At 45.0% G+C, this 21051-nt stretch carries 15 protein-coding genes and 1 tRNA gene; 7 read left to right on the top strand and 9 right to left on the bottom strand.

Translation table 11 applies throughout. The features are described from left to right. Window positions 1-133: 133 nt before the first annotated feature. From HMPREF9441_RS12745 to HMPREF9441_RS12725, 5 genes are all read left to right on the top strand, one after another. On the top strand, window positions 134-1336 hold the full coding sequence (locus HMPREF9441_RS12745) for a pyridoxal phosphate-dependent aminotransferase (protein WP_008621847.1): 1203 nt from the start codon (window positions 134-136) through the stop codon (window positions 1334-1336). Window positions 1337-1349: 13 nt separating this feature from the next. Next, a complete protein-coding gene (locus HMPREF9441_RS12740) occupies window positions 1350-2594 on the top strand; it encodes an ABC transporter permease (protein WP_008621845.1) in 1245 nt (414 codons plus the stop codon). 120 nt (window positions 2595-2714) lie between these two features. After that, a complete protein-coding gene (locus HMPREF9441_RS12735) occupies window positions 2715-4976 on the top strand; it encodes an inorganic phosphate transporter (protein WP_008621842.1) in 2262 nt (753 codons plus the stop codon). Window positions 4977-5052: 76 nt separating this feature from the next. Next, a complete protein-coding gene (locus HMPREF9441_RS12730) occupies window positions 5053-5751 on the top strand; it encodes a response regulator transcription factor (protein ID WP_008621840.1) in 699 nt (232 codons plus the stop codon). A gap of 1 nt (window position 5752) precedes the next feature. After that, the gene (locus HMPREF9441_RS12725) at window positions 5753-7531 is read left to right on the top strand and encodes a sensor histidine kinase (protein WP_008621833.1); all 1779 of its coding nucleotides are present in this window, start codon (window positions 5753-5755) and stop codon (window positions 7529-7531) included. Window positions 7532-7601: 70 nt separating this feature from the next. Here HMPREF9441_RS12725 and HMPREF9441_RS12720 read toward each other — a convergent pair. From HMPREF9441_RS12720 to HMPREF9441_RS12680, 9 genes are all read right to left on the bottom strand, one after another. Next, window positions 7602-7675 (bottom strand) — tRNA-Arg (locus HMPREF9441_RS12720). 145 nt (window positions 7676-7820) lie between these two features. Next, window positions 7821-9875, bottom strand: coding sequence for a molecular chaperone HtpG (htpG, locus tag HMPREF9441_RS12715; RefSeq protein ID WP_008621825.1), 2055 nt, complete (start codon window positions 9873-9875; stop codon window positions 7821-7823). A gap of 121 nt (window positions 9876-9996) precedes the next feature. Continuing rightward, window positions 9997-12549, bottom strand: a complete 2553-nt coding sequence (locus HMPREF9441_RS12710; RefSeq protein WP_039865305.1) for an ATP-dependent Clp protease ATP-binding subunit — start codon at window positions 12547-12549, stop codon at window positions 9997-9999. 400 nt (window positions 12550-12949) lie between these two features. Beyond that, the gene (locus HMPREF9441_RS12705) at window positions 12950-14011 is read right to left on the bottom strand and encodes a glycoside hydrolase family protein (RefSeq protein WP_008621820.1); all 1062 of its coding nucleotides are present in this window, start codon (window positions 14009-14011) and stop codon (window positions 12950-12952) included. Next, complete coding sequence (locus HMPREF9441_RS12700) at window positions 14008-14754, bottom strand: galactosyltransferase-related protein (protein WP_008621818.1); 747 nt, start codon at window positions 14752-14754, stop codon at window positions 14008-14010. The genes HMPREF9441_RS12705 and HMPREF9441_RS12700 overlap by 4 nt, the downstream gene beginning before the upstream one ends. Window positions 14755-14761: 7 nt before the next feature. Next, on the bottom strand, window positions 14762-15415 hold the full coding sequence (locus tag HMPREF9441_RS12695) for a hypothetical protein (protein WP_008621816.1): 654 nt from the start codon (window positions 15413-15415) through the stop codon (window positions 14762-14764). Window positions 15416-15460: 45 nt separating this feature from the next. After that, window positions 15461-16078 (bottom strand): hypothetical protein, encoded by a 618-nt coding sequence (locus tag HMPREF9441_RS12690; RefSeq protein ID WP_244949767.1) that lies wholly within the window; start codon window positions 16076-16078, stop codon window positions 15461-15463. 23 nt (window positions 16079-16101) lie between these two features. Continuing rightward, window positions 16102-16776, bottom strand: a complete 675-nt coding sequence (locus tag HMPREF9441_RS12685) for a hypothetical protein (protein WP_253270816.1) — start codon at window positions 16774-16776, stop codon at window positions 16102-16104. A 32-nt stretch (window positions 16777-16808) separates the two neighbouring features. Further along, window positions 16809-17393 carry a hypothetical protein gene (locus HMPREF9441_RS12680; RefSeq protein WP_008621813.1) on the bottom strand — a complete coding sequence of 195 codons (585 nt, stop codon included), beginning with the start codon at window positions 17391-17393 and terminating at the stop codon, window positions 16809-16811. Between the two features lie 146 nt (window positions 17394-17539). Here HMPREF9441_RS12680 and HMPREF9441_RS12675 point away from each other — a divergent pair, with 146 nt between their 5' ends. Continuing rightward, window positions 17540-19741, top strand: coding sequence for a peptidase domain-containing ABC transporter (locus tag HMPREF9441_RS12675; protein ID WP_008621811.1), 2202 nt, complete (start codon window positions 17540-17542; stop codon window positions 19739-19741). After that, entirely contained in the window at window positions 19719-21050 is a 1332-nt protein-coding gene (locus HMPREF9441_RS12670) for an HlyD family efflux transporter periplasmic adaptor subunit (protein WP_008621810.1), read from the top strand. Before HMPREF9441_RS12675 ends, HMPREF9441_RS12670 begins: the two co-directional genes overlap by 23 nt. The last annotated feature ends 1 nt before the right edge of the window (window position 21051 follow it).

Genomic DNA, 21051 nt, shown 5'->3' with positions numbered 1-21051 from the left:
GCTGTCATATTCTTCACGGGAATCTCCATTAAATTTCTACCGCACTATTTTATAGGCTGATTTGTTGCTCATTTTATGTTGAAATGCTATCTTTGCATGAATTTCGAACAAATAAAAACAAAAAAGAAAAGACATGCCTAAAATATCCGTTCGCGGTCAGGAAATGCCGGAGTCGCCGATTCGCAAGTTGGCTCCGTTGGCCTTCGAGGCTAAAAATAGAGGGATACATGTGTACCATTTGAATATCGGCCAGCCTGATTTGCCGACTCCGCGAGCGGCCATAGATGCCATCCGTCACATAGACCGGACGGTTTTGGAATACAGCCCGAGCCAGGGATATTTGAGTTACCGGGAAAAGTTGGTCGGATATTATGCCAAATATCATATCAATCTTACGGCGGACGACATCATCATCACGTCAGGAGGTTCGGAGGCCGTGCTGTTCGCCTTTTTGTCCTGCCTGAATCCGGGCGACGAAATCATCGTTCCCGAACCGGCATACGCCAATTACATGGCATTTGCCATTTCGGCGGGAGCGGTCATCCGTACGATATCCACTACGATAGAAGAAGGATTTTCGTTGCCGAAGGTCGAGAAGTTCGAGGAGTTGATTAACGAACGTACGCGGGCCATTCTGATTTGCAATCCGAACAACCCCACGGGATACCTCTATACGCGCCGTGAGATGAACCAGATTCGCGACTTGGTGAAGAAGTACGATTTGTATCTTTTTTCGGATGAAGTGTACCGCGAGTTTATCTATACCGGTTCTCCGTATATCTCGGCTTGCCACTTGGAGGGGATAGAAAACAATGTGGTGCTGATAGATTCCGTGTCCAAGCGGTATAGCGAGTGCGGCGTACGTATCGGTGCGTTGATTACGAAGAATGTAGAGGTCCGCAAAGCCGTGATGAAATTTTGCCAGGCCCGTTTAAGCCCTCCCTTGATCGGACAGATTGCGGCGGAGGCTTCGCTCGACGAGCCGGAGGAGTACGGACGCGAAGTGTATGACGAATATGTGGAGCGGCGCAAATGTCTGATTGACGGGCTGAACCGTATCCCCGGCGTGTATTCTCCCATCCCCATGGGAGCTTTCTATACGGTGGCCAAGCTCCCGGTGGACGATGCGGAGGAGTTTTGTGCCTGGTGCTTGAAGGACTTTGATTATGAGGGGGAGACGGTGATGATGGCTCCGGCCGCAGGATTCTACACTACGCCCGGTTCGGGTAAGAACGAGGTGCGCATAGCTTACGTGTTGAAGAAAGAAGATCTGATACGTGCCCTTTTCGTGTTGCGCAAAGCATTGGAGGCATATCCCGGCCGTGTGGCGGAATAAGACGGCAAGAGGAATGAATTTCAATCTGTTTATAGCCCGAAAGCTGTTCCGTGAGCACGGCGATGTGAAAAAAGTATCGCGTCCGGCCATATTGATAGCTACGTCTGGAGTGGCTGTGGGTTTGGCCGTGATGATTATTTCGGTGTGCGTGGTGCTGGGCTTCAAACAGGAAATCAGTTCGAAAGTCATCGGATTCGGTTCTCATATACAGATTCAAAACTATGCGTCGGTCACGACAAATTCCCCTCAGCCTATTGCGGTGCCCCCTGCTTTGATGAAGGAGGTCGGGGACGTGAAAGGGGTGGCGCATGTGCAACGTTTCTGCAATAAGGAGGGAATACTCAAGACGGATGCCGATTTCAAAGGTATTCTTTTGCATGGCGTGGGGGTGGAATTCGATGCGTCTTTCCTGAAAGCCCACATGGAAGAGGGGGAACTGCCGTCTTTTTCCGATACGGTGGCTTCCAACCGGATCGTCATATCCCGGCAGATAGCCGATGAATTGCATTTGGAAGTCGGCTCTAAGGTCTTTGCCTATTTTTTCGAGAACTCCGTGCGTACCCGTCGTTTTACGGTGTCGGGTATTTATTGTACGCATTTGACGGAGTTCGACAAAGCTTTGGTCTTTACGGACCTTTATACTTGCAACCGTTTGAATGCGTGGGCTCCGGATCAGTATAGCGGAATAGAAATCTCAGTAAAGGACTTGAACCGTGTGGACGAAGTCTCCGGTGCATTGATTAAGCTGGTAAACCGAAAGACAGACGCTTACGGCGGTTCGTATGTGACAATGACGATACAGGAACTTTATCCTCAGATATTTGCCTGGCTCAGCCTTTTGGACGTCAATGTGTGGGTCATTTTGGCTCTGATGGTATCTGTAGCCGGGTTTACGATGATTTCCGGTTTGCTCATTATTATATTGGAACGTACTAACTTTATCGGAATCATGAAAGCGTTAGGAGCGACCAACCGTGGTATCCGTCATATTTTCTTGTATTTTGCCGTGTTCGTCATGGGGAAAGGATTGCTTTGGGGAAATATAATAGGAATAGGCATAGTGGTTCTTCAGCATTATACAGGAGTATTCCGTTTGGATGCGTCGATATACTACGTGGATTCGGTACCGGTCTTGTTCAATCTCGGGTATGTACTGGCTATCAATGCGGCTACTTTGGTGATATGCGTGTTGTCGCTTATCGTTCCGAGTTTCTTGGTTTCCCGTATCCATCCGGCTCGGTCTATTCGTTTTGAATAAATGTGTATTACGACGGTAATACATTTGTGTTGCATTCTTGTGAAAAATGTTATAGGAATATAATTGTCGCAAAAGGGAAAATGCTTATCTTTGTCACAGAATCAAATATGAAGTAATCGTATGGAGCTTGTTTATTTGGGAATAGTCATATTCCTGTTTGCCCTTTCCACTTTTGATTTGTTTGTGGGGGTCAGTAATGATGCCGTGAACTTTTTAGGTTCGGCCATCGGTTCAAAAGTTGCGCGTTTCAAGACCATTCTGATAATTGCGGCAGTGGGTATCTTTGTGGGAGCCACGACGAGCGACGGCATGATGGACATTGCGCGGCATGGCATTTTTCACCCCGAGTTCTTTACTTTCGAAGAGTTGATGTGCGTCTTTTTGGCAGTGGTTGCTTCTGATGTGATTCTGCTCGATATATTCAATACATTGGGAATGCCCACCTCCACCACGGTGTCGATGGTTTTCGAGTTATTAGGTGGTAGTACGGCCTTGGCTTTGGTGAAGATGCTTCATGATTCCTCGCTTACCTACGCCGGCTTGATTAATACGGATAAAGCCTTTACGGTGATTTTGGCCATTTTCCTTTCTGTCGCCATTGCTTTTGTTTTCGGAATGTTGGTGCAATGGATTTCCCGCCTTATTTTTACTTTTCACTATACCAAGCATCTTAAATATACCATAGGTTTGTTCGGAGGGCTTTCCATTACTTCCATTGCTTATTTCTTATTGGTAAAAGGTTTCGGCAGTGCTTCGTTTATGACCTCCGATATTAAAGTTTGGATTGCTGACAACACGCATGCGATATTGATTTCTTTTATTATCGGATTTACGGTACTGATGCAAGTCCTGCATTGGTGTAAGGTCAATGTTTTCAAGATTATAGTGCTTTTTGGAACATTCTCATTAGCCATGGCCTTTGCCGGGAATGACCTGGTGAATTTCATCGGTGTGACGTTGGCCGGTTTTTCTTCTTATCAGGATTTCATGGCTACTCCGGGGGCGAATCCGGCCACTCACATGATGGGTGTGCTGAATGAACCAGCGGGAACATCTGTCTTTTTTCTTATCGGGGCTGGAGTCGTGATGACGATTGCTTTGATGACATCGAAGAAGGCGCAGAATGTGGTAAAGACTTCTGTCGACTTATCCCGTCAGACAGCCGGCGACGAAATGTTCGGTTCTTCCCGTTTTGCCCGTCGGTTGGTGAGGAGCGTGATTAACAGCAACGAGTATGTGGTAGATCATATTCCTGCATGGATGAGGAAATGGATCAATTCACGTTTCAATCAGGATGAGGCTATTATTCCGAATGGTGCGGCGTTCGATTTGGTACGCGCTTCCGTGAATTTGGTGTTGGCCGGCTTGTTGATCGTAGTGGGTACTTCTCTGAAACTTCCGTTGTCTACCACATACGTGGCGTTTATGGTGGGCATGGGTTCGTCGTTGGCCGACCGTGCATGGGGGCGCGAGAGTGCCGTGTTCCGCGTGACCGGTGTGATTTCTGTGATTGGCGGATGGTTTATGACGGCCGGTGCGGCTTTCTTCCTGTGTTTCATCGTGACGTTGTTTGTACATTTCGGTGGAGTGGTGGCCATGGTATTGCTCATTGTTGTAGTCGTGTTCATGCTTATTCAGAATAATCGCAGTTATAAGAAGAAGATGGCGGCAGTACAGCGGGATGAGATTTTCACGGAATTGGCACAAACCAATGATAAGGATGAAGCTTGGGTATTATTGAACCGGCATATCAGTGCTTATCAGTCGAAGATGGTGAAGTATATATCGGAAGCTTATATGCAGACTACTTCCGGTTTGATTGCCGAGGATGTCAAAGTGTTGCGACGGACTTTGAACCATTTGGAGGATGAGCGGAAGAATTGGAAGGTAATCCGTCGGAAAGAACTGGTGGGATTACGTAAAATAGACCCGCTGCAAGCTGTTGAAAAAGATACATGGTTCCATTTGGCATGTAACAGTTGCGAACAGAGTTTGTACTGCCTGAAGCGTATGTGTGAGCCTTCATTGGAACATGTGGACAATAATTTCAATCCCATGCCCGAGGAATACGTGAAAGAATTCATGCCGATTCGGGAAGGGGTGGAAAGGTTGATGAATGTCATTGCCGGCATGATAGAGACGAATAATTATGATAATGCGTTGCAGGTTCGGCAGTTTGGAGACGAGATGAAAGCCCAGTTGTCCCAGCTCCGCAAGGTTCAGCAAGACCGCATACGCAAGGGGGATATGGACAATCTGAAGATTGAATATCTTTATATGAGTACTTTGCAAGAGACACAGGAAATAATCGGCCACATGCGTCATTGGGTTCGTGCATGCCGCAGGTTCCAACAAGAAAAAGGTATTGTAACGGTATTGTAACACAGGTTTCATATTCGTGCAACAACTAACTTGTAATTTTGCAGTCGGAAAATAATAATTTAAAGCGGTAAGTCTGATGAATACAAATTACAGGATTCTCGTGGTGGACGATGAAGAAGATTTGTGCGACATCCTGAAGTTCAATCTGGAGAATGAAGGGTACGAAGTAGAAACGGCCAATTCAGCCGAAGAAGCACTTAAGATGGATCTGACCAAGTTCCACCTTCTGTTGTTGGACGTCATGATGGGAGAAATCTCTGGTTTTAAGATGGCTAAGATGCTCAAGCAAGTGCGGGAGACTCGTGATATACCTATTATCTTTCTTACGGCGCGTGATACGGAGAACGATGCCGTCACCGGATTCACTTTGGGGGCGGACGACTATATTTCCAAGCCCTTTTCCCTGCGCGAAGTGCAGATGAGAATCAAGGCTGTGCTTCGTCGTACGGCGCCGCAACAGGCGGTACCGGCTGCTTATATCGGTTTTAAGGAGTTGAAATTGGATCTTAACAAAAAAGAGGCCGTGCTGTGCGGCGAGGCGTTGCAGTTGACTAAGACCGAATTTGAGATTTTGCGCTTACTGTTGGAAAATGAGGGCCGTGTGTTTTCGCGGGCTGAGATACTGCGTAGGATATGGAACAACGATGCCGAGGTGCTGGACCGGACGGTAGATGTGAACATAACCCGTTTGCGTAAAAAACTCGACGGATACGGAAAGTTTGTCGTCACCCGTTTGGGTTACGGATATTGTTTCGATACCTCTGTGAAAGATTGAGATGAAAAGGAAGTCATTGTCATTCAGCCAATATCTGTTTTTTTCCGTTATCGCTATTTATTGTGTTTTCGTAGCAAGTTTCTTGTATTATCAGTATCACCGCGAGAAGACGCATAAGGTGGAGTTGTTGAATTCTACGCTGACCATGTTCAACGTGGATTTGTATGATCACATGGCTGATACGGCCTTTTCAGTGAAAAATTATGTGGCGCGCTATCGTATACGGCACCATCTTCAGAAACTGCGTGTCACGCTCGTGGACCGTCACGGAAAAGTGATTTTCGATAATGATATTTCCTCCGAACATGTGAAGGATAATCACCTGGACCGTGAGGAAATACGTGAGGCTTTGGCCGCAGGGAGCGGATATTCCATCAAAAGAACCTCAGAGACCCTTGGAGAGGAATTCTTTTATTCGGCGAATTATTTTCCGGAGAAAGAGTTGTTCGTACGTAGCGCATTGCCTTACGATACGGATTTGATTGCCATGTTGAATGCCGACAAAGGGTATTTATGGTTTTCATTTTTGTTATCTGCCATTTTGTTCCTCGTCTTTTATAACTTGACGGCTCGTTTAGGGGCTATGATTACTCAGCTTCGCCTTTTTGCACGTCGTGCCGATCAGGACGAGGCTGTGGATACGAATGACTTGAAGGGATTGGGAAATACCGATTTGGGGCAGATTTCACGGCATATCGTCGATATTTATACACGGTTACGCAAGGCGAAGGACGACCTTTTCCGCGAGCGTGAGAAGCTTATCACACATTTGCAGATTTCCAATGAAGGACTGGCCATTTTCAATCCAGGCAAGGATGTGGTTCTGGCTAACGGGCTTTTCATGCAGTATGTGAATCTGATATCCGATAAGAATATCGGAGGCATAGAAGAAGTCTTTCAAGTGAAGGAATTGCAGCCGCTGTTTGATTTTATAACGATGTCTCGCAAGAGTTTTACGCAGGGAGACCTTAGGCAGAAGTTGTTGGTCGTGGACAAAAACGGTTATGTGTTCAACTTGTCTGTGGCTCTTTTTGTGGATAACAGCTTTGAGATTTCCATTTCTGACATTACGAAACAAGAGGAACAAGCCCGCATGAAGCAGCAGATTACACAAAATATTGCTCATGAGTTGAAGACTCCCGTGAGCAGTATCCAAGGTTATCTGGAAACGATTCTGAATAATCCGGGACTTTCGTCGGATATGCTTAAGAAGTTTTTGGAGCGTAGCTTTGCGCAAAGCAACCGACTGACGAACCTGTTGCAGGACATATCTACTCTGACCCGTATGACGGAGGCCGGTCAGATGATAGAGGTGACGGATGTGGATTTGTCTTCCATGATTCATAATATCGTGGCGGAACTGGCCTTGAAACTGGAGGAGAAGCAAATGACTGTGGGGATAAATGTTCCGGACAAGTTGGTGCTTCAAGGGAATTCTTCTTTGTTGTACTCCATTTTCCGTAATTTGATGGATAATGCCATTGCATACGCCGGAAACGGTACGCATGTGAACATCGTGTGTTATTCGGAAGACGAGGACGGTTATTATTTCAGTGTGAGCGACAATGGAGTAGGAGTGCCCTCCGAACATTTGGGGCGCATCTTCGAACGTTTCTACCGTGTAGACAAGGGGCGTAGCCGGAAATTAGGAGGTACGGGCCTTGGGTTGGCCATCGTAAAGAATGCCGTGCTTTTCCATGGGGGGAATATCAATGCAAAGCCTTCGGGCGGCGGGCATGGTTTGGAGTTCCTTTTCACATTGAAGAAAAAGAAACTCTAAGGGGAAATTGTATTGAGTAGAGGATAAGAAAAACGGTTTGCAAATTCATTGAGTTTGCAAACCGTTTTTGTGACTCCGACAGGATTCAAACCTGTAACCTTCTGATCCGTAGTCAGATGCTCTATTCAGTTGAGCTACGGAGCCGTTTTTGTTTTGATTTCGTGTGCAAAGGTATGGCTTTTTATTTAAATCTCCAAATATTGAAGGTGTTTTTTATGATAAAATCGCTATCCTTTTCGGGGGATAGCGATTTTATCTTGCTTATTCTTGCCGTAGCAAGCATGTTAGGTTATTGAATCAAGTCGATGCTGCGTTTTACGAAGTTGCTTAAGGCTTCGCCAGTCAGCATACCGTTTTGCAGCAATGCCAAGTCGATAAGCTGATGCACCTTCTTGTTGTCCTTGCCATAACCGGCCAGTACGTCGTTTTTCTTTTGTTCTTCCGCACTGATGTCCTGATGGCATTTGTCCAATTCATCCTTTTGTGCCTGGTCGATCTCTTCGGGCTTTTTGCCCTCCTGCTGCTGATGGAGTACAGCCTCGCGGGCATGCAACCCTTTGAGTTCGGCTTCGATGGGTTTTAGTTGCTCCGCAGTGTGAGTTTCGCTGTCTGCCAATACCTCCTTAATCAGACGGTGGTCCGTATTTAACACCAAGGTGTACATGTCCGGCATTTCACCGTAGAAGGACATGCCCGGCTGAATATGCGCCATGTCTTTCATACGACGCATGTATTCGCTTTGGGTAATCATGACCGGCATACCGTTTTCTCCCATACCCTGTGCCTCTACGTGGAATTCCGTTTTGTCCAACTTCGGCATCTGGAAATTGAAGATGGCCGAAAGGTTGGCACTCTTTTCAGCATCCAATTCAGACTTGTTGGCATCCTCTTTCACGATAAGTCGGTCGATGATGTCGGCATCCACGCGGGTGAAACGGCTCTTTTCAAACTTGCGTTCCAACATGGAGACGATGGGAGTGTCCAGTTGCCCGTCGAGCAGCAATACGCTATAGCCTTTGTTCTTGGCTGCTTCGATGTAGCTGTACTGGGCTTCCTTGTTCTGGGCATACAGGTAAATCAGATTACCGTCCTTGTCCGTCTGATTGTCCTTGATGAGTTGCTGGTATTCTTCGAATGTGAAGTATTTACCGTCACAATCCTTAAAGAGGGCGAAGTTCTTGGCCTTGTCGTAGAAGTCGTCCTGTGTCAGCATACCGTAGTTGATGAAGATCTTGATGTCGTCCCATTTCTGCTCGAATTCCTTGCGGTCGTTCTTGAACAGGCTTTGCAGGCGGTCGCTCACTTTCTTCGTGATGTAGCTGGAAATCTTCTTCACGTTGCTGTCGCTTTGCAGGTAGCTGCGGCTGACGTTCAACGGGATGTCCGGTGAGTCGATGACTCCGTGGAGCAAAGTAAGGAAGTCAGGCACGATGCCTTCCACGCTGTCAGTTACGTACACCTGGTTGCAGTACAACTGAATCTTGTTACGTTGCAGTTCGATGTTGTTCTTGATTTTGGGGAAATAGAGCACGCCCGTCAGGTTGAACGGATAGTCCACGTTCAGATGAATCCAGAACAGAGGCTCGTCGCTCATCGGGTACAGTTCGCGATAGAACTCCTTGTAGTCCTCGTCTTTCAGATCCGACGGTTTCTTGGTCCATATCGGGGTGACGTTGTTGATGACGTTGTCCTCTTCCGTGTCCACCTGCTTGCCGTCTTTCCATTCCGTTTTTTTGCCGAAGGCTACAGGTACGGGCAAGAAACGGCAGTACTTGCGAAGCAACTCCTCAATCTTGTTCTTTTCCAAGAACTCTTTGCAATCGTCATCGATGTACATGATGATGTCCGTTCCGCGGTCGGCTTTTTCTGTTTCTTCTATTTCATAGGAAGGACTTCCGTCACAGCTCCATTTTACGGCCTTTGCCCCTTCTTGGTAACTTTTGGTCACGATTTCCACTTTCTTGCTCACCATGAACGAAGAGTAGAAGCCCAAGCCGAAGTGTCCGATGATGGCGTTGGCATCGTCTTTATATTTATCCAAGAAGTCATTGGCGCCGGAGAACGCGATTTGGTTGATATACTTGTCTATTTCTTCTTCTGTCATACCCAGTCCCCGGTCGCTCACCGTGATGGTACCGTTGTCCTTGTCCACTTTGACACAGACTTTCAGTTCGCCCGTTTCGCCCTTGAAGTCTCCTTTGTTGGCCAATGTTTTCAACTTCTGCGTGGCGTCTACGGCGTTCGACACGATTTCACGGATAAAGATTTCATGATCGCTGTACAAGAACTTTTTGATGACGGGGAATATGTTCTCGGTCGTTACCCCAATGTTTCCTTTTTGCATGATATTTATTGCTTTTATTGTATGAATTTATCTTCTGTTCGGCTTTTTGAAAGCCACTGATGAAGAAACAAAAAAAGTGCCAGACGAAAACATCGTCCGGCACTTTAACATATATTTATTGTTATTCTTGGGCAAGGCCATGCGTGATCCGGAGTTTGTCTCCCTCGGCGGCACGTACGGTCAGGATTTCGCCTTCCCGCAGTTCGTCATTGATGACCAGTTCGCAGATGGCATCCTCCAGATAAGTCTGCAAGGCGCGTTTCAACGGACGCGCGCCATATTGTACGTCGTATCCTTTGCGGGCGAGGAACTCCTTGGCATCCTCTTCCGTTTCCAGCGTATAGCCCATTTCCTTCACGCGCTTTACGATGGGTTTAAGCTCGATGTCCACGATACGTTTGATGGCCTCCAAGTCCAGTTGGTCGAAATTGATAATGTCATCCAGACGGTTCAGGAATTCCGGAGCGAACTGTTTGTGCAACGCCTTCTGGATGACTTCGCGGCCGTATTGCTTGTCGGCTGCCGACGTGTCCGGGCGGCTGAACCCGATACCCTTGCCGAAATCTTTCAACTGGCGCGTTCCGCAGTTCGATGTCATGATGATGACCGTGTTCTTGAAATCCACCGTCGTGCCGTTGCTGTCCGTCAGTCGTCCTTCGTCCATCACTTGCAACAAGATGTTGAACACGTCGCTATGTGCTTTTTCCAATTCGTCGAGGAGTAGGATGGAGTAGGGCTTGCGGCGCACTTTTTCCGTCAACTGTCCGCCTTCTTCGTGTCCCACGTATCCCGGAGGAGCCCCCACCATACGGCTTACGGTGTGCTTCTCCATGTATTCGCTCATGTCGATGCGTATCAAGGAGTCGGCACTGCCGAACATGTATTCGGCCAGTTTTTTAGCCAAGTACGTCTTGCCCACTCCCGTAGGGCCGAGGAACATGAACGCCCCGATAGGCTTGTTCGGGTCTTTCAGTCCCACGCGGCCGCGCTGGATGGAGCGCACCAACTTGTCGATGGCCTCGTCCTGTCCGATGACTTCCCGTTTCAGGTTGACGGCCATGTCCTTCAGCTTGTGTCCTTCTGCCTCTCCCATGCGCTGTACGGGAATGCCCGTCATCATGGATACCACTTCGGCTATCTGGTCTTCGTCCACAGTGACCCGCTCGCGGCTGAGTTTCTCCTCCCATGCCGCTTTTATACGGTTCAGTTCCTCTTGCAAATTGGCTTCTTGGTCACGGTAGTCGGCGGCCAGTTCAAAATTTTGGTTCTTTACCGCCTCGTTCTTCAAGGCATGTACGGCGTCGATACGCTTTTCCTGTTCCTCCATTTCTTTCGATACGGGAGAGTGGGTGATGTGTATGCGCGACCCGGCTTCGTCCAGGGCGTCGATGGCTTTGTCCGGGAAGCAACGGTCGGAAACGTAGCGCTCCGTGAGCCGTACGCAGGCACGGATAGCCTCGGGCGTGTAGCGCACATTGTGATGGTCTTCGTAACGTTCCTTGATATTGTCCAGTATCTGTACGGTTTCCTCCGGTGTGGTCGGTTCCACCATGACTTTTTGGAAACGGCGTTCCAAAGCACCGTCTTTTTCGATGCTTTTCCGGAATTCGTCCGTGGTCGTAGCCCCGATACACTGTATCTCTCCCCGGGCCAGCGCGGGTTTCAGCATATTGGCCGCGTCCATGCTGCCCGGTGCCGAACCGGCTCCGATAATCGTGTGAATCTCGTCGATGAAAAGAATCACGTCCGGATTTTTTTGCAGTTCGGTGAGGATGCTGCGGATGCGTTCTTCAAACTGCCCGCGATACTTCGTGCCGGCCACTACGGCCGCCATGTCCAAGGCTATCACGCGTTTGTCGAACAGGATGCGAGACACCTTTTTCTGCACGATGCGCAAGGCCAGTCCTTCCACGATGGCCGATTTGCCCACGCCCGGTTCACCTATTAATATAGGGTTGTTCTTTTTCCGTCGGCTCAGGATCTGCGACACGCGTTCTATTTCTTTTTCGCGACCCACCACCGGGTCCAGGATGCCTTCTTGGGCGGCGCGTGTCAGGTCGGTGCCGAAATTGTCCAAAACCGGCGTGTTGTTGGCCGATTTCCTTTGCGGTTGCGCCGTTTGTGTGGCGGTGTGTCCCTGTTCGTTCATCGGGTTTCCCGCCGAGGATTTGTTTTCATATTCGTCTTCCTCGTCCTCGTCCGGAAAACCGAAGCCGGACTGCACGTCCGATTTCTCAGCCTTCTGGGTGAGCAGGTTCAGGATGTCTGTATAATGGATGCTGTTTTCCTCTAAGATACGGCATGCATTGTTGTCTTTTTCTTTCATAATGGCTAAAAGTATGTGTTCGGTGTCGGCCACCTGGGCCTTCAGCATGCGTGCTTCGAGCAAGCAAAGGCGCATGATTTTAGAGGCCTTCTCGTTTAAAATGATTTCATGGTCCGCGTCAGGCATTTCCTGCATGGCGGAACCTTGTATGGATTGCTCTGCGCGTAGTTTCACCGAGCGGAAGTCCAGATTGAGCAAGCGGAGGATTTGGATGGCCTTGCCTTCCCCGTCCCTGATCAACCCAAGTAATAGGTGTTCCGGAGCCACACATTCATTGTGCAGCCGTAGCGCCTCCTCCTTGCTGTAAATGAGAACTTCTGATATTTTAGGTGAAAATTGATTGTTCATGCTCTGCAAATTCCTCTGATTAATGACTCTACTGGCAAAATTAACTATATTATTGGAATTACCATACAAAACACGTGCCAAAAAAAGATTAGGGTGCATTAAGTTTTTCTAAAAATAGTAAGGTTCTTCATGCAATGAAGTATTCCTATGGTTCTATATGTTGTCAGGAAATTGCGGCTTGCTCGTCGTGGACAAATTGGACTGGTCTATTGGGCGGTCGTGGAGGACAACTGGCGATAAAGTTTGGAGGCAGGTTTAAATTGTTGTAACTTTACGCTCGTCGGGACGGGTGGTCCCGCCCCTTGGCGCAGGCCGTCCCCCGACCGATGAGCTTGAACAAGAATAACGCATGACACAGTTTATTTTACACCCCCGAATTTTGGGGTACGCATTGACGAAGTCAGGAAAAAGCTTCCGGCCATAGAAATAGCAAGAAACCTATTCCGCTCAATCCATGAACAAAACTAATGTCTAAAGGCTTTTCCCTATTGGTCTCATTGATATAATCATCAAACAAAGCACCGTATTTTTCCAATATATTGATTCTCGTCTCCCGAAGCAATTCATATTGCGGAATACCCATATCTAACAAGTCTTCAGCTTTTTTTAAAATGGCAACTGCTCCAAACCATCCGTCATTAATATTCATGATGCGGATGTCGAGTTCATCTTCAATCTTGGACAGGTCAACAGAAAACATCAATACTTCTATACGCCTTTTAATTTCGGGAAAACATAAATACTCGTTCAAATAAGCAAGCGATACTGCCAAATACAATTTGTTGATATGGAGATAAGGCTGGTTCGTCTCTAAATAAAACAACCACGTTTTGACCATATTAATGATCTTATCATTAAACACATCTAAATCCAAAGTCCTACGTAATAGCACTAACAACAAAGGTACGTGCCATAACAACGTGAAATATTCATCCTTGCATATTGATGAAAATATGGTGGGGGAAATCTTGTCAATCCGGACAATAAGCCCACGCAAAAAGTCCTTATCTATTTCATGTAACACGGTGTTCCGGACATGTTCTGGGTTCCCTAATCTTGCTACACTGTATATTAAATATCCTAACAGGCCATTACTTACATTGGCAGGTATACCAGACACAGTATTGATTTCTTTAAATACGGCAGCGTCTATGTCCTTTAGGACTTCATCCACATCTCCTTCATAATAATGGTCCTCCATCAGATAGTTGATTCCCCATCCAATACCGGCAAACCCGGTATCAAAAAAGGCTTTCTTCTCCTTAGCTGCCCGTGCATATATACGGTCTATCAGATTATCGGCAAAGTCTTCCACCACCGGATCCTTTTTCTCCCGATTCAGGACAAACAAAGCCAAACATACTCCCATGTCCCCTTTGAACAGCCCGAATCCCTCTTGTCGGTTCTGTCTCGCCCCCTCCATGATAAGAGAAAGCAAACGATCTTTTGTTGTTTCTATCATTTTTTGCGGATTGATTTAAGATATTCCCTATGTTTAGCCACAGAAAAGACTGGATGAGGAATGGCACTGTTGATGCCCCTTGGATGCGACAAATGGAAAATTGGTCCTTCTATCCTTTCTATCGTAAATCCCATGTTTTTCCACCGCGCAAAGCGTTCCCCGTCTTCTATCCCCCAACCGTAGAAGTTTTCATTTTCCAAACCGCTGCGGATATAAGATTCCCGATTGGCTAAAAAAGCCCCTCCTACGGGGTTGGGAGGATACATTTCCGTCATAAAACGCCAATAATCCTGCAAGACTTTCAAATCGCCATGCTTCAGGTATTCCCTCCGCAACACGGCAGAGGTGTCTAAAAAATATTTCTCATAGGGATAAACAAAATCCGTCCCTTGCCTCAATAATTCCACGGCTTTGACAATTTGGGATGGCTGTGCCACCACATCCACATCCCAAACCGAAACATAGGGAACTTCCACAGACCGGACCATCTGATTGATGTATCTTGTACGGTGCAAGATTGGATCGTGGTCTTCCCTAAAGGCATAGTGGACATTCGAAGGCAACAATTTTCCTAAGAATCCATTATAAAATGAATCGCATTCCCACAGATGGATATTGGTCTCAAAATTGTCATTCAAATAGCGGGCTACATGTACGGTATTTTCCAATCTGACAATAGTGTCAAACCTGGCTATCAGTAGGAATGCGACATCATGAAGAGGTATTTTATGTTGTATTTCCATATCAGGTTTACCTTAGGCGCATAACATTATGGTGTTTCAAAATCTCCCGGGTTTTCGTAAAAATCCGAATGATATGGAACAACGGAGCATGTTTGAACTCCTCGAAATCCGTCGATTTCAACAGTTCCACTTTCAAGATGAAATCTTTGTCGAACTTGTAAGAAGACAAATCATTCATCAGGAAGAACTTGTTGACCATATACATGCAAGGCGTGTTCCCCATCTGAGGAAAATATGTCTTTCGTATGTCATCCAAAGAAAGGAGTTCCACTTTCTTTCCAAACGAAGTGCAAGCAAAACGGGTATAGTCCACGCCATTAATCCGTACCGGATTCTTATGAAAATCCTTTTGCGTCACCACAATCGAATCATTTTCCGTCTTTATCCCTTTTATAGTCAAAGGACCATCACTCACAACATTGAACGTACGCAAAGAGTCCATATTCACTCCTATCAGGCTCTTTACAAACACTCCATCCACTAAGGCCCCGATAGTACTCTTGTTAAAATCCTCAGTGGACAATTCATTCAAGAATCCGTTTTGATCCGTTTTTGAATCTACACATGTCGGAGGAAGCTGTATCCCGGCAACGCAATAAGACGGAAACCAACAGAAGAAGACACCAATAATGATGCCAAAAGGGAAAAGAATATTTTTCATAACCCATTATTTTTTATATATCTTACTCCAATTTAATCCATAAAATCACCCGATGCGTCCAGAGTTGTGGTTAGATATTATATTCGTAAAAACCCTAATAATGGTAAAGGGAGATTGGCCTTCAAAAATTTCACATTCCGAAGAGGGCAATGCCTCCACTTTCAATATGAAATCCTTATCCAATCTATAAGACTCCCAATCCTTTGTGATAAAGTATTTATTAACCATATACAAGCACTTTCCTGTAACCTTCGGGAAATACAGTTTCTTTATATCCTCCAAAGTAACCCATTCAGCCTCTTTTTCTTGTACATAATTTACAATATCAGAATATGGAATTCCATTTATAACTACCGGATTCTTTTCACTCGGAGCAGCCTCTACTACAATAGAGTCCAATCCGTTTTCCCCCACTCCTTTTATGGTATAGGGTACGGATGGCCTCTGGTAAAGATGTTCCACGGAACGGAAATCAATTCCAATGTCACTTTTCACAAAGAAGCCGTTTACCATGACTCCACACGTATTCCCGTTGAATTCCAAGTCCGTACGGTTATCACTATAATAACCGGGCTTCTCGTCATGCGTTATATTGGCAACGGCATGGTTTACCAAAGTCCCCAATCCCAAGGTCATATTGACCAAAAGTAAAATCCTTTTCATATCTTCATTCCCAATTAAAATCCTCACCTTATCCTTGGCGCGTAACGGTTACCAGGCGTATTGGTAAATATCCGTATGATAGTGAATGGTTCTTTACCCTTAAAAAAAACTATTTCCGAAGAAGGCAACGCCTCTACTTTCAACACAAAGTTCCGATCCAATTTATAAGACCCCACATCCTTCGTGATAAAGAATTTATTGACCATATACAAACATGGCTCTGTCACGTCCGGGCAAAATTCCTCTTTAATCTCCTCCAATGATGCCAAATCAAATTTTTGGGAAGAAATCAGGTTTTGGACGAAAATATAAGATTCCCCATTGATTTCAATAGGGTTGTCTGGAGATGCATCCTTTTCCAACACGATGGAGTCCCGACCATCCTTCCCTACACCACGTATAATGAAAGGCTTGTGTTCACGCTTTATGTAATAGTACGGGAACTCTTTTTTCTCCACTTTATACAAGTCTATTCCTATATCACTTTTAATAAACACATTATTCAACAACATTGCAACAGGTAATTTATTGAATTCCAAATCAGTTTGGAAACCATTCTCTTCATTTTTATCTGTAACCCAACTTCTGTCCCTGTCTTCCAACTTCCCACCTGTTGGTGCTGCAAAGGCGTGAATACCTCCTATCACCACCAATAATCCCCATACAAAAAACGGCTTCATATGTCTTATTATAAACATAAATAATCCCTTTCTTTTAATCATTCAGGATTTTAAAAATCCTTATAACCAGTTACCTTTCCCGCAAATTGGACATATTTTTCGTCCACCGTACTCTCGGTCTTATAGCTTGGGTCATAGTACTTATATTTTCCATCACTGTAAGATTCAAAAATGACAGCATGGTACTTTCCTGAAGAACTTCCAAAAATACCAACAACGTACTCTCCTGATGCTGTTGAGCCATTTTTATTGAATAGAGATGAAACTTTATTTTGTTCCCAACTTCCTGTATCCGTTTCAAAATAATTACTCATATAATCAAATAACTCCTGATTGGGAGTAGTCCGTTCTTTATCCGTGTATGCCATAGGGCCATACGCATAGTCTTTTATGTCACCCGTTCCATTCCAATCATCATTCGTATTTGCCGTCCCTTGAAAATAATCTGTTGCAATCGAACTGGCATCTATGTTATACCCTCTATATTCTTTATGCAAATAAGCCATACAATTAAAGAAACACCAATTTTGAGAATAATCACCCCCATTTCCCCCTACGGTTTCGCGCATCTCATTTTCCGACAATTCGGGATTCATACACTCGTCAAAGATAGACAACTTGCTTAGCTTTTTCATATGACTAAAATTAAATTAAGTTAATATAAAAAACAAACTTATCGCTTCAACTTCACAAAATCAACAAAGGATAAAATATATTCTATTATCTGCTTACAAAGTATGGAAAATTTTTCGATATTTGCAATAATAATAATGAAAAACTTATGATATTTAACAAATTTCCTCATGAATATCAAATGGATGCCAAGGATTGCGGACCTGCCTGTTTGAAAATCATTGCCAAATATTATGGCAAATACTATTCCTTGCAGTATTTGAGGGACCTTTGTGGCATCACACGCGAAGGAGTTTCACTTTTAGACATCAGCTATGCTGCAGAAAAGATTGGCTTACGCAGCCTTGCCATAAAAGCAACCCTACAGGATTTGATGGAAAGGGTACCGCTACCCTGTATCGTACACTGGAAGCACGACCACTTTATAGTAGTCTATAAAATCAGAAAAGGGCGGATATATGTGTCCGACCCGGCAAAAGGCTTGCTCTACTATCCGTTGCAAGAATTTATCAACCAATGGTATGAACCTCAAAAAAGCTATGGAAAACTTATGGGACTACAACCCATGGCTAACTTCAAACAAATAGAAGCACATGAACGCATAGAACGGTTCAAGACATTGGAAAATTTCATGGGATACTTTATTCCTTATAAAAAGACCTTTGGCATTCTGCTTTTTGCCATGCTGTTAGCCACAGGTTTACAAGCGTTATTACCCTTCATTTCCAAATCGGTTATAGACATCGGCATTTACACACAAGATATAACCTTTATTAATATGATGTTAGTGGGAAATATCGTATTGCTATTGAGTATCACATTATCCAACATCATGCGTAATTGGATTCTAATGCACATTTCCATGCGCGTAAACATTTCGCTCATTTCGGATTACCTGATCAAACTGATGAAACTTCCCGTGACATTCTTTGAAAACAAATTGGTAGGCGATATCCTGCAACGTGCCAACGACCATGAACGCATCCGCTCATTTATTATGAACAACTCCCTGAGTACTCTTTTTTCTGCTGTCACATTTGTAGTGTTCAGCATAATCCTTCTGGTCTATAATTCAGGGATTTTTTTCATTTTCCTTGCCGGAAACGCCTTATATGTCATTTGGGTACTCACGTTTCTGAGCGTCCGCAAGAAATTGGACTGGGAATATTTTGAACTGAATTCCAAAAATCAAAGTTTTTGGGTGGAAACTATTGGAAACATACAAGAAATCAAAATAAACAACTATGAAGACATCAAAAGATGGAAATGGGAAGCCATTCAAGCACGGATTTACAACCTAAATTTGAAAGTACTTAATATCAACAATACCCAAATGCTTGGAGCCAATTTCATTAACAGCCTAACCAACATAGGAGTCACGTTTTTCTGCGCCGTGGCCGTCATCAACGGACAAATCACTTTCGACATGATGATTTCCACTCAATTTATTATAGGTATGATGAACGGCCCCATCATGCAATTTGTCAGTTTCATACAGTCTGCCCAATACGCGAAAATCAGCTTCATGCGCATCAATGAGATTCATAAATTGGAAGATGAAGACGATACATCCCCCATCATTTCCAACAGCCTTGCCTTGCCCAAGGATAAGAGCTTGATAGTGAAAAATTTGTCGTTCAGGTATTCACCGCACGCACCCATCGTCTTGAAAAATATAAACTTGACTATCCCTGAGGGAAAAGTGACTGCCATTGTAGGAGACAGCGGATGTGGAAAATCCACCCTTTTGAAGCTGCTTCTAAGAATGTATGTTCCATCATATGGGGAAATCAGTATCGGGCAAATGAACATCAACAATATCGGGTTGAGAGAATGGCGTTCCAAATGCGGATGCGTGATGCAAGATGGTAAACTTTTCAACGATACCATTCAGAACAACATCGTATTGAACGAAGAAAACATAGACTATGATGCCCTAAAACGGGCTACAGAAGTGGCTTGCATCAACAAGGAAATAGAAGCCATGCCACAAGGCTACCAGACCACAATAGGAGAAATGGGAAGGGGGCTGAGCGGAGGACAGCGGCAACGCTTGCTTATAGCCCGCGCCCTATATAAAAAACCGGATTATCTTTTTTTGGACGAAGCCACAAATGCGTTGGACACCATCAATGAACAAAAAATCGTAAAAGCACTGAACAACGTATTCGTGAACCGCACGGTCATCATCATAGCCCATAGATTGAGTACCATACGGAAAGCTGACCAAATTGTAGTGCTCAAATCCGGTTCCATTATAGAAACGGGCAATCATGACCAACTGATGCAAAACAAACAATATTATTATCAACTGATACAGAACCAATATGAACTGGACACGAAAGAATAACCCACAGCTTCCAAGCACAAACAGGCGCAGCGAGGAAATCACCGACATCATCGACCGCATGCCGACCTCGTTCGGTCGTAAAATGGCTTGGTTGGTTACGGCGCTGGCCTTGCTAATCCTGCTCCTTGGATGGGTGGTCAAGTACCCGGATACCGTGACAGGTGCCATAAAGATCAATTCGGATCATGCATCAGTAAAATTAGTATCCATGAGTTCGGGAAACATACATCTGATGATAGACGAGAACCAAACATACATTTCCCGAGGCGATTATATTGCAGTCATTGAAAACCCAGCCTCGACATCGGACATGAAAAAAGTAGCTTCCTTGCTTGAAAAGTTCCATCCGGAAAAACTAACACGCGACAATGCCCATAATCCGTTTCCTGAAACCGTTTCTTTGGGTGAACTGAATGCACAATATTATATATTCTTTACAGCATTGAAAAACCAAATCAGCTATTGGCAAGAAAATACGTACGAAAAACAACGGAAAGGTATCATGGACAACATTCGTTGGAACGAACGGCTTCAAACCTCTTCAAAAGAACTTTTGGAAACTGTAGGGCGCAAATTGACCTTGTCTCAAAAATGGTTAGACAAATACGCTGCAGCCAATAAAAACGACATTATAACGTATGAATACGAAATAGACCAGGCTAAAAATGAATATCTTTCCACGATTCAGGAGGAACAAAGTCTGAAAAAGGAAATCATCAGCCTGCAAAAACAAACGGCAGACAATTGGAACAACCCACACCTGCTTGATGTAGAACAAATGAATGAAGCACAAAAGCTGCATTTAAATCTGCTTACGGCTTACCAGGAATTGAGTGACAACATCAAGTCGTGGGAGCAACGTTATGTGTTTAAAGCCCCGTTCGACGGAAAAGTAGACTTCTTGAAGTTTGTTTCGGAAAACCAATATGTACAGGCTGGAGAACAAGTCTTCGGCATACTGCCGTCAGAAAACAAAATATTCGGGCAACTTCTATTACCATCGATGGGAGCTGGAAAGGTGAGCAAAGGAAACAAAGTCGCCATCAAATTGGATAATTACCCTTACCGTGAATATGGCAGCATAGAAGGACGGGTGCATTCAATATCCATTCTTACCCAAACACAACAGTCTGTCGAAAACACAGTAGAAACCTACCTGATTACGGTAGAACTTCCCAATGGGCTGATCACCAATTACGGCGATACTTTAGATTTCCAATATGAACTTGGAGGCATTGCAGATATCATAGTCAAGGACCGGCGTTTGCTGGAACGCCTGTTTGACAACCTTAGTGTCAGGGAACTATAAT

Source organism: Paraprevotella clara YIT 11840, from assembly GCF_000233955.1.
GTDB classification, from domain to species: domain Bacteria; phylum Bacteroidota; class Bacteroidia; order Bacteroidales; family Bacteroidaceae; genus Paraprevotella; species Paraprevotella clara.
The sequence above is the reverse complement of the archived record's forward strand: the minus strand, read 5'-3'. Positions and strand labels throughout refer to the sequence as shown.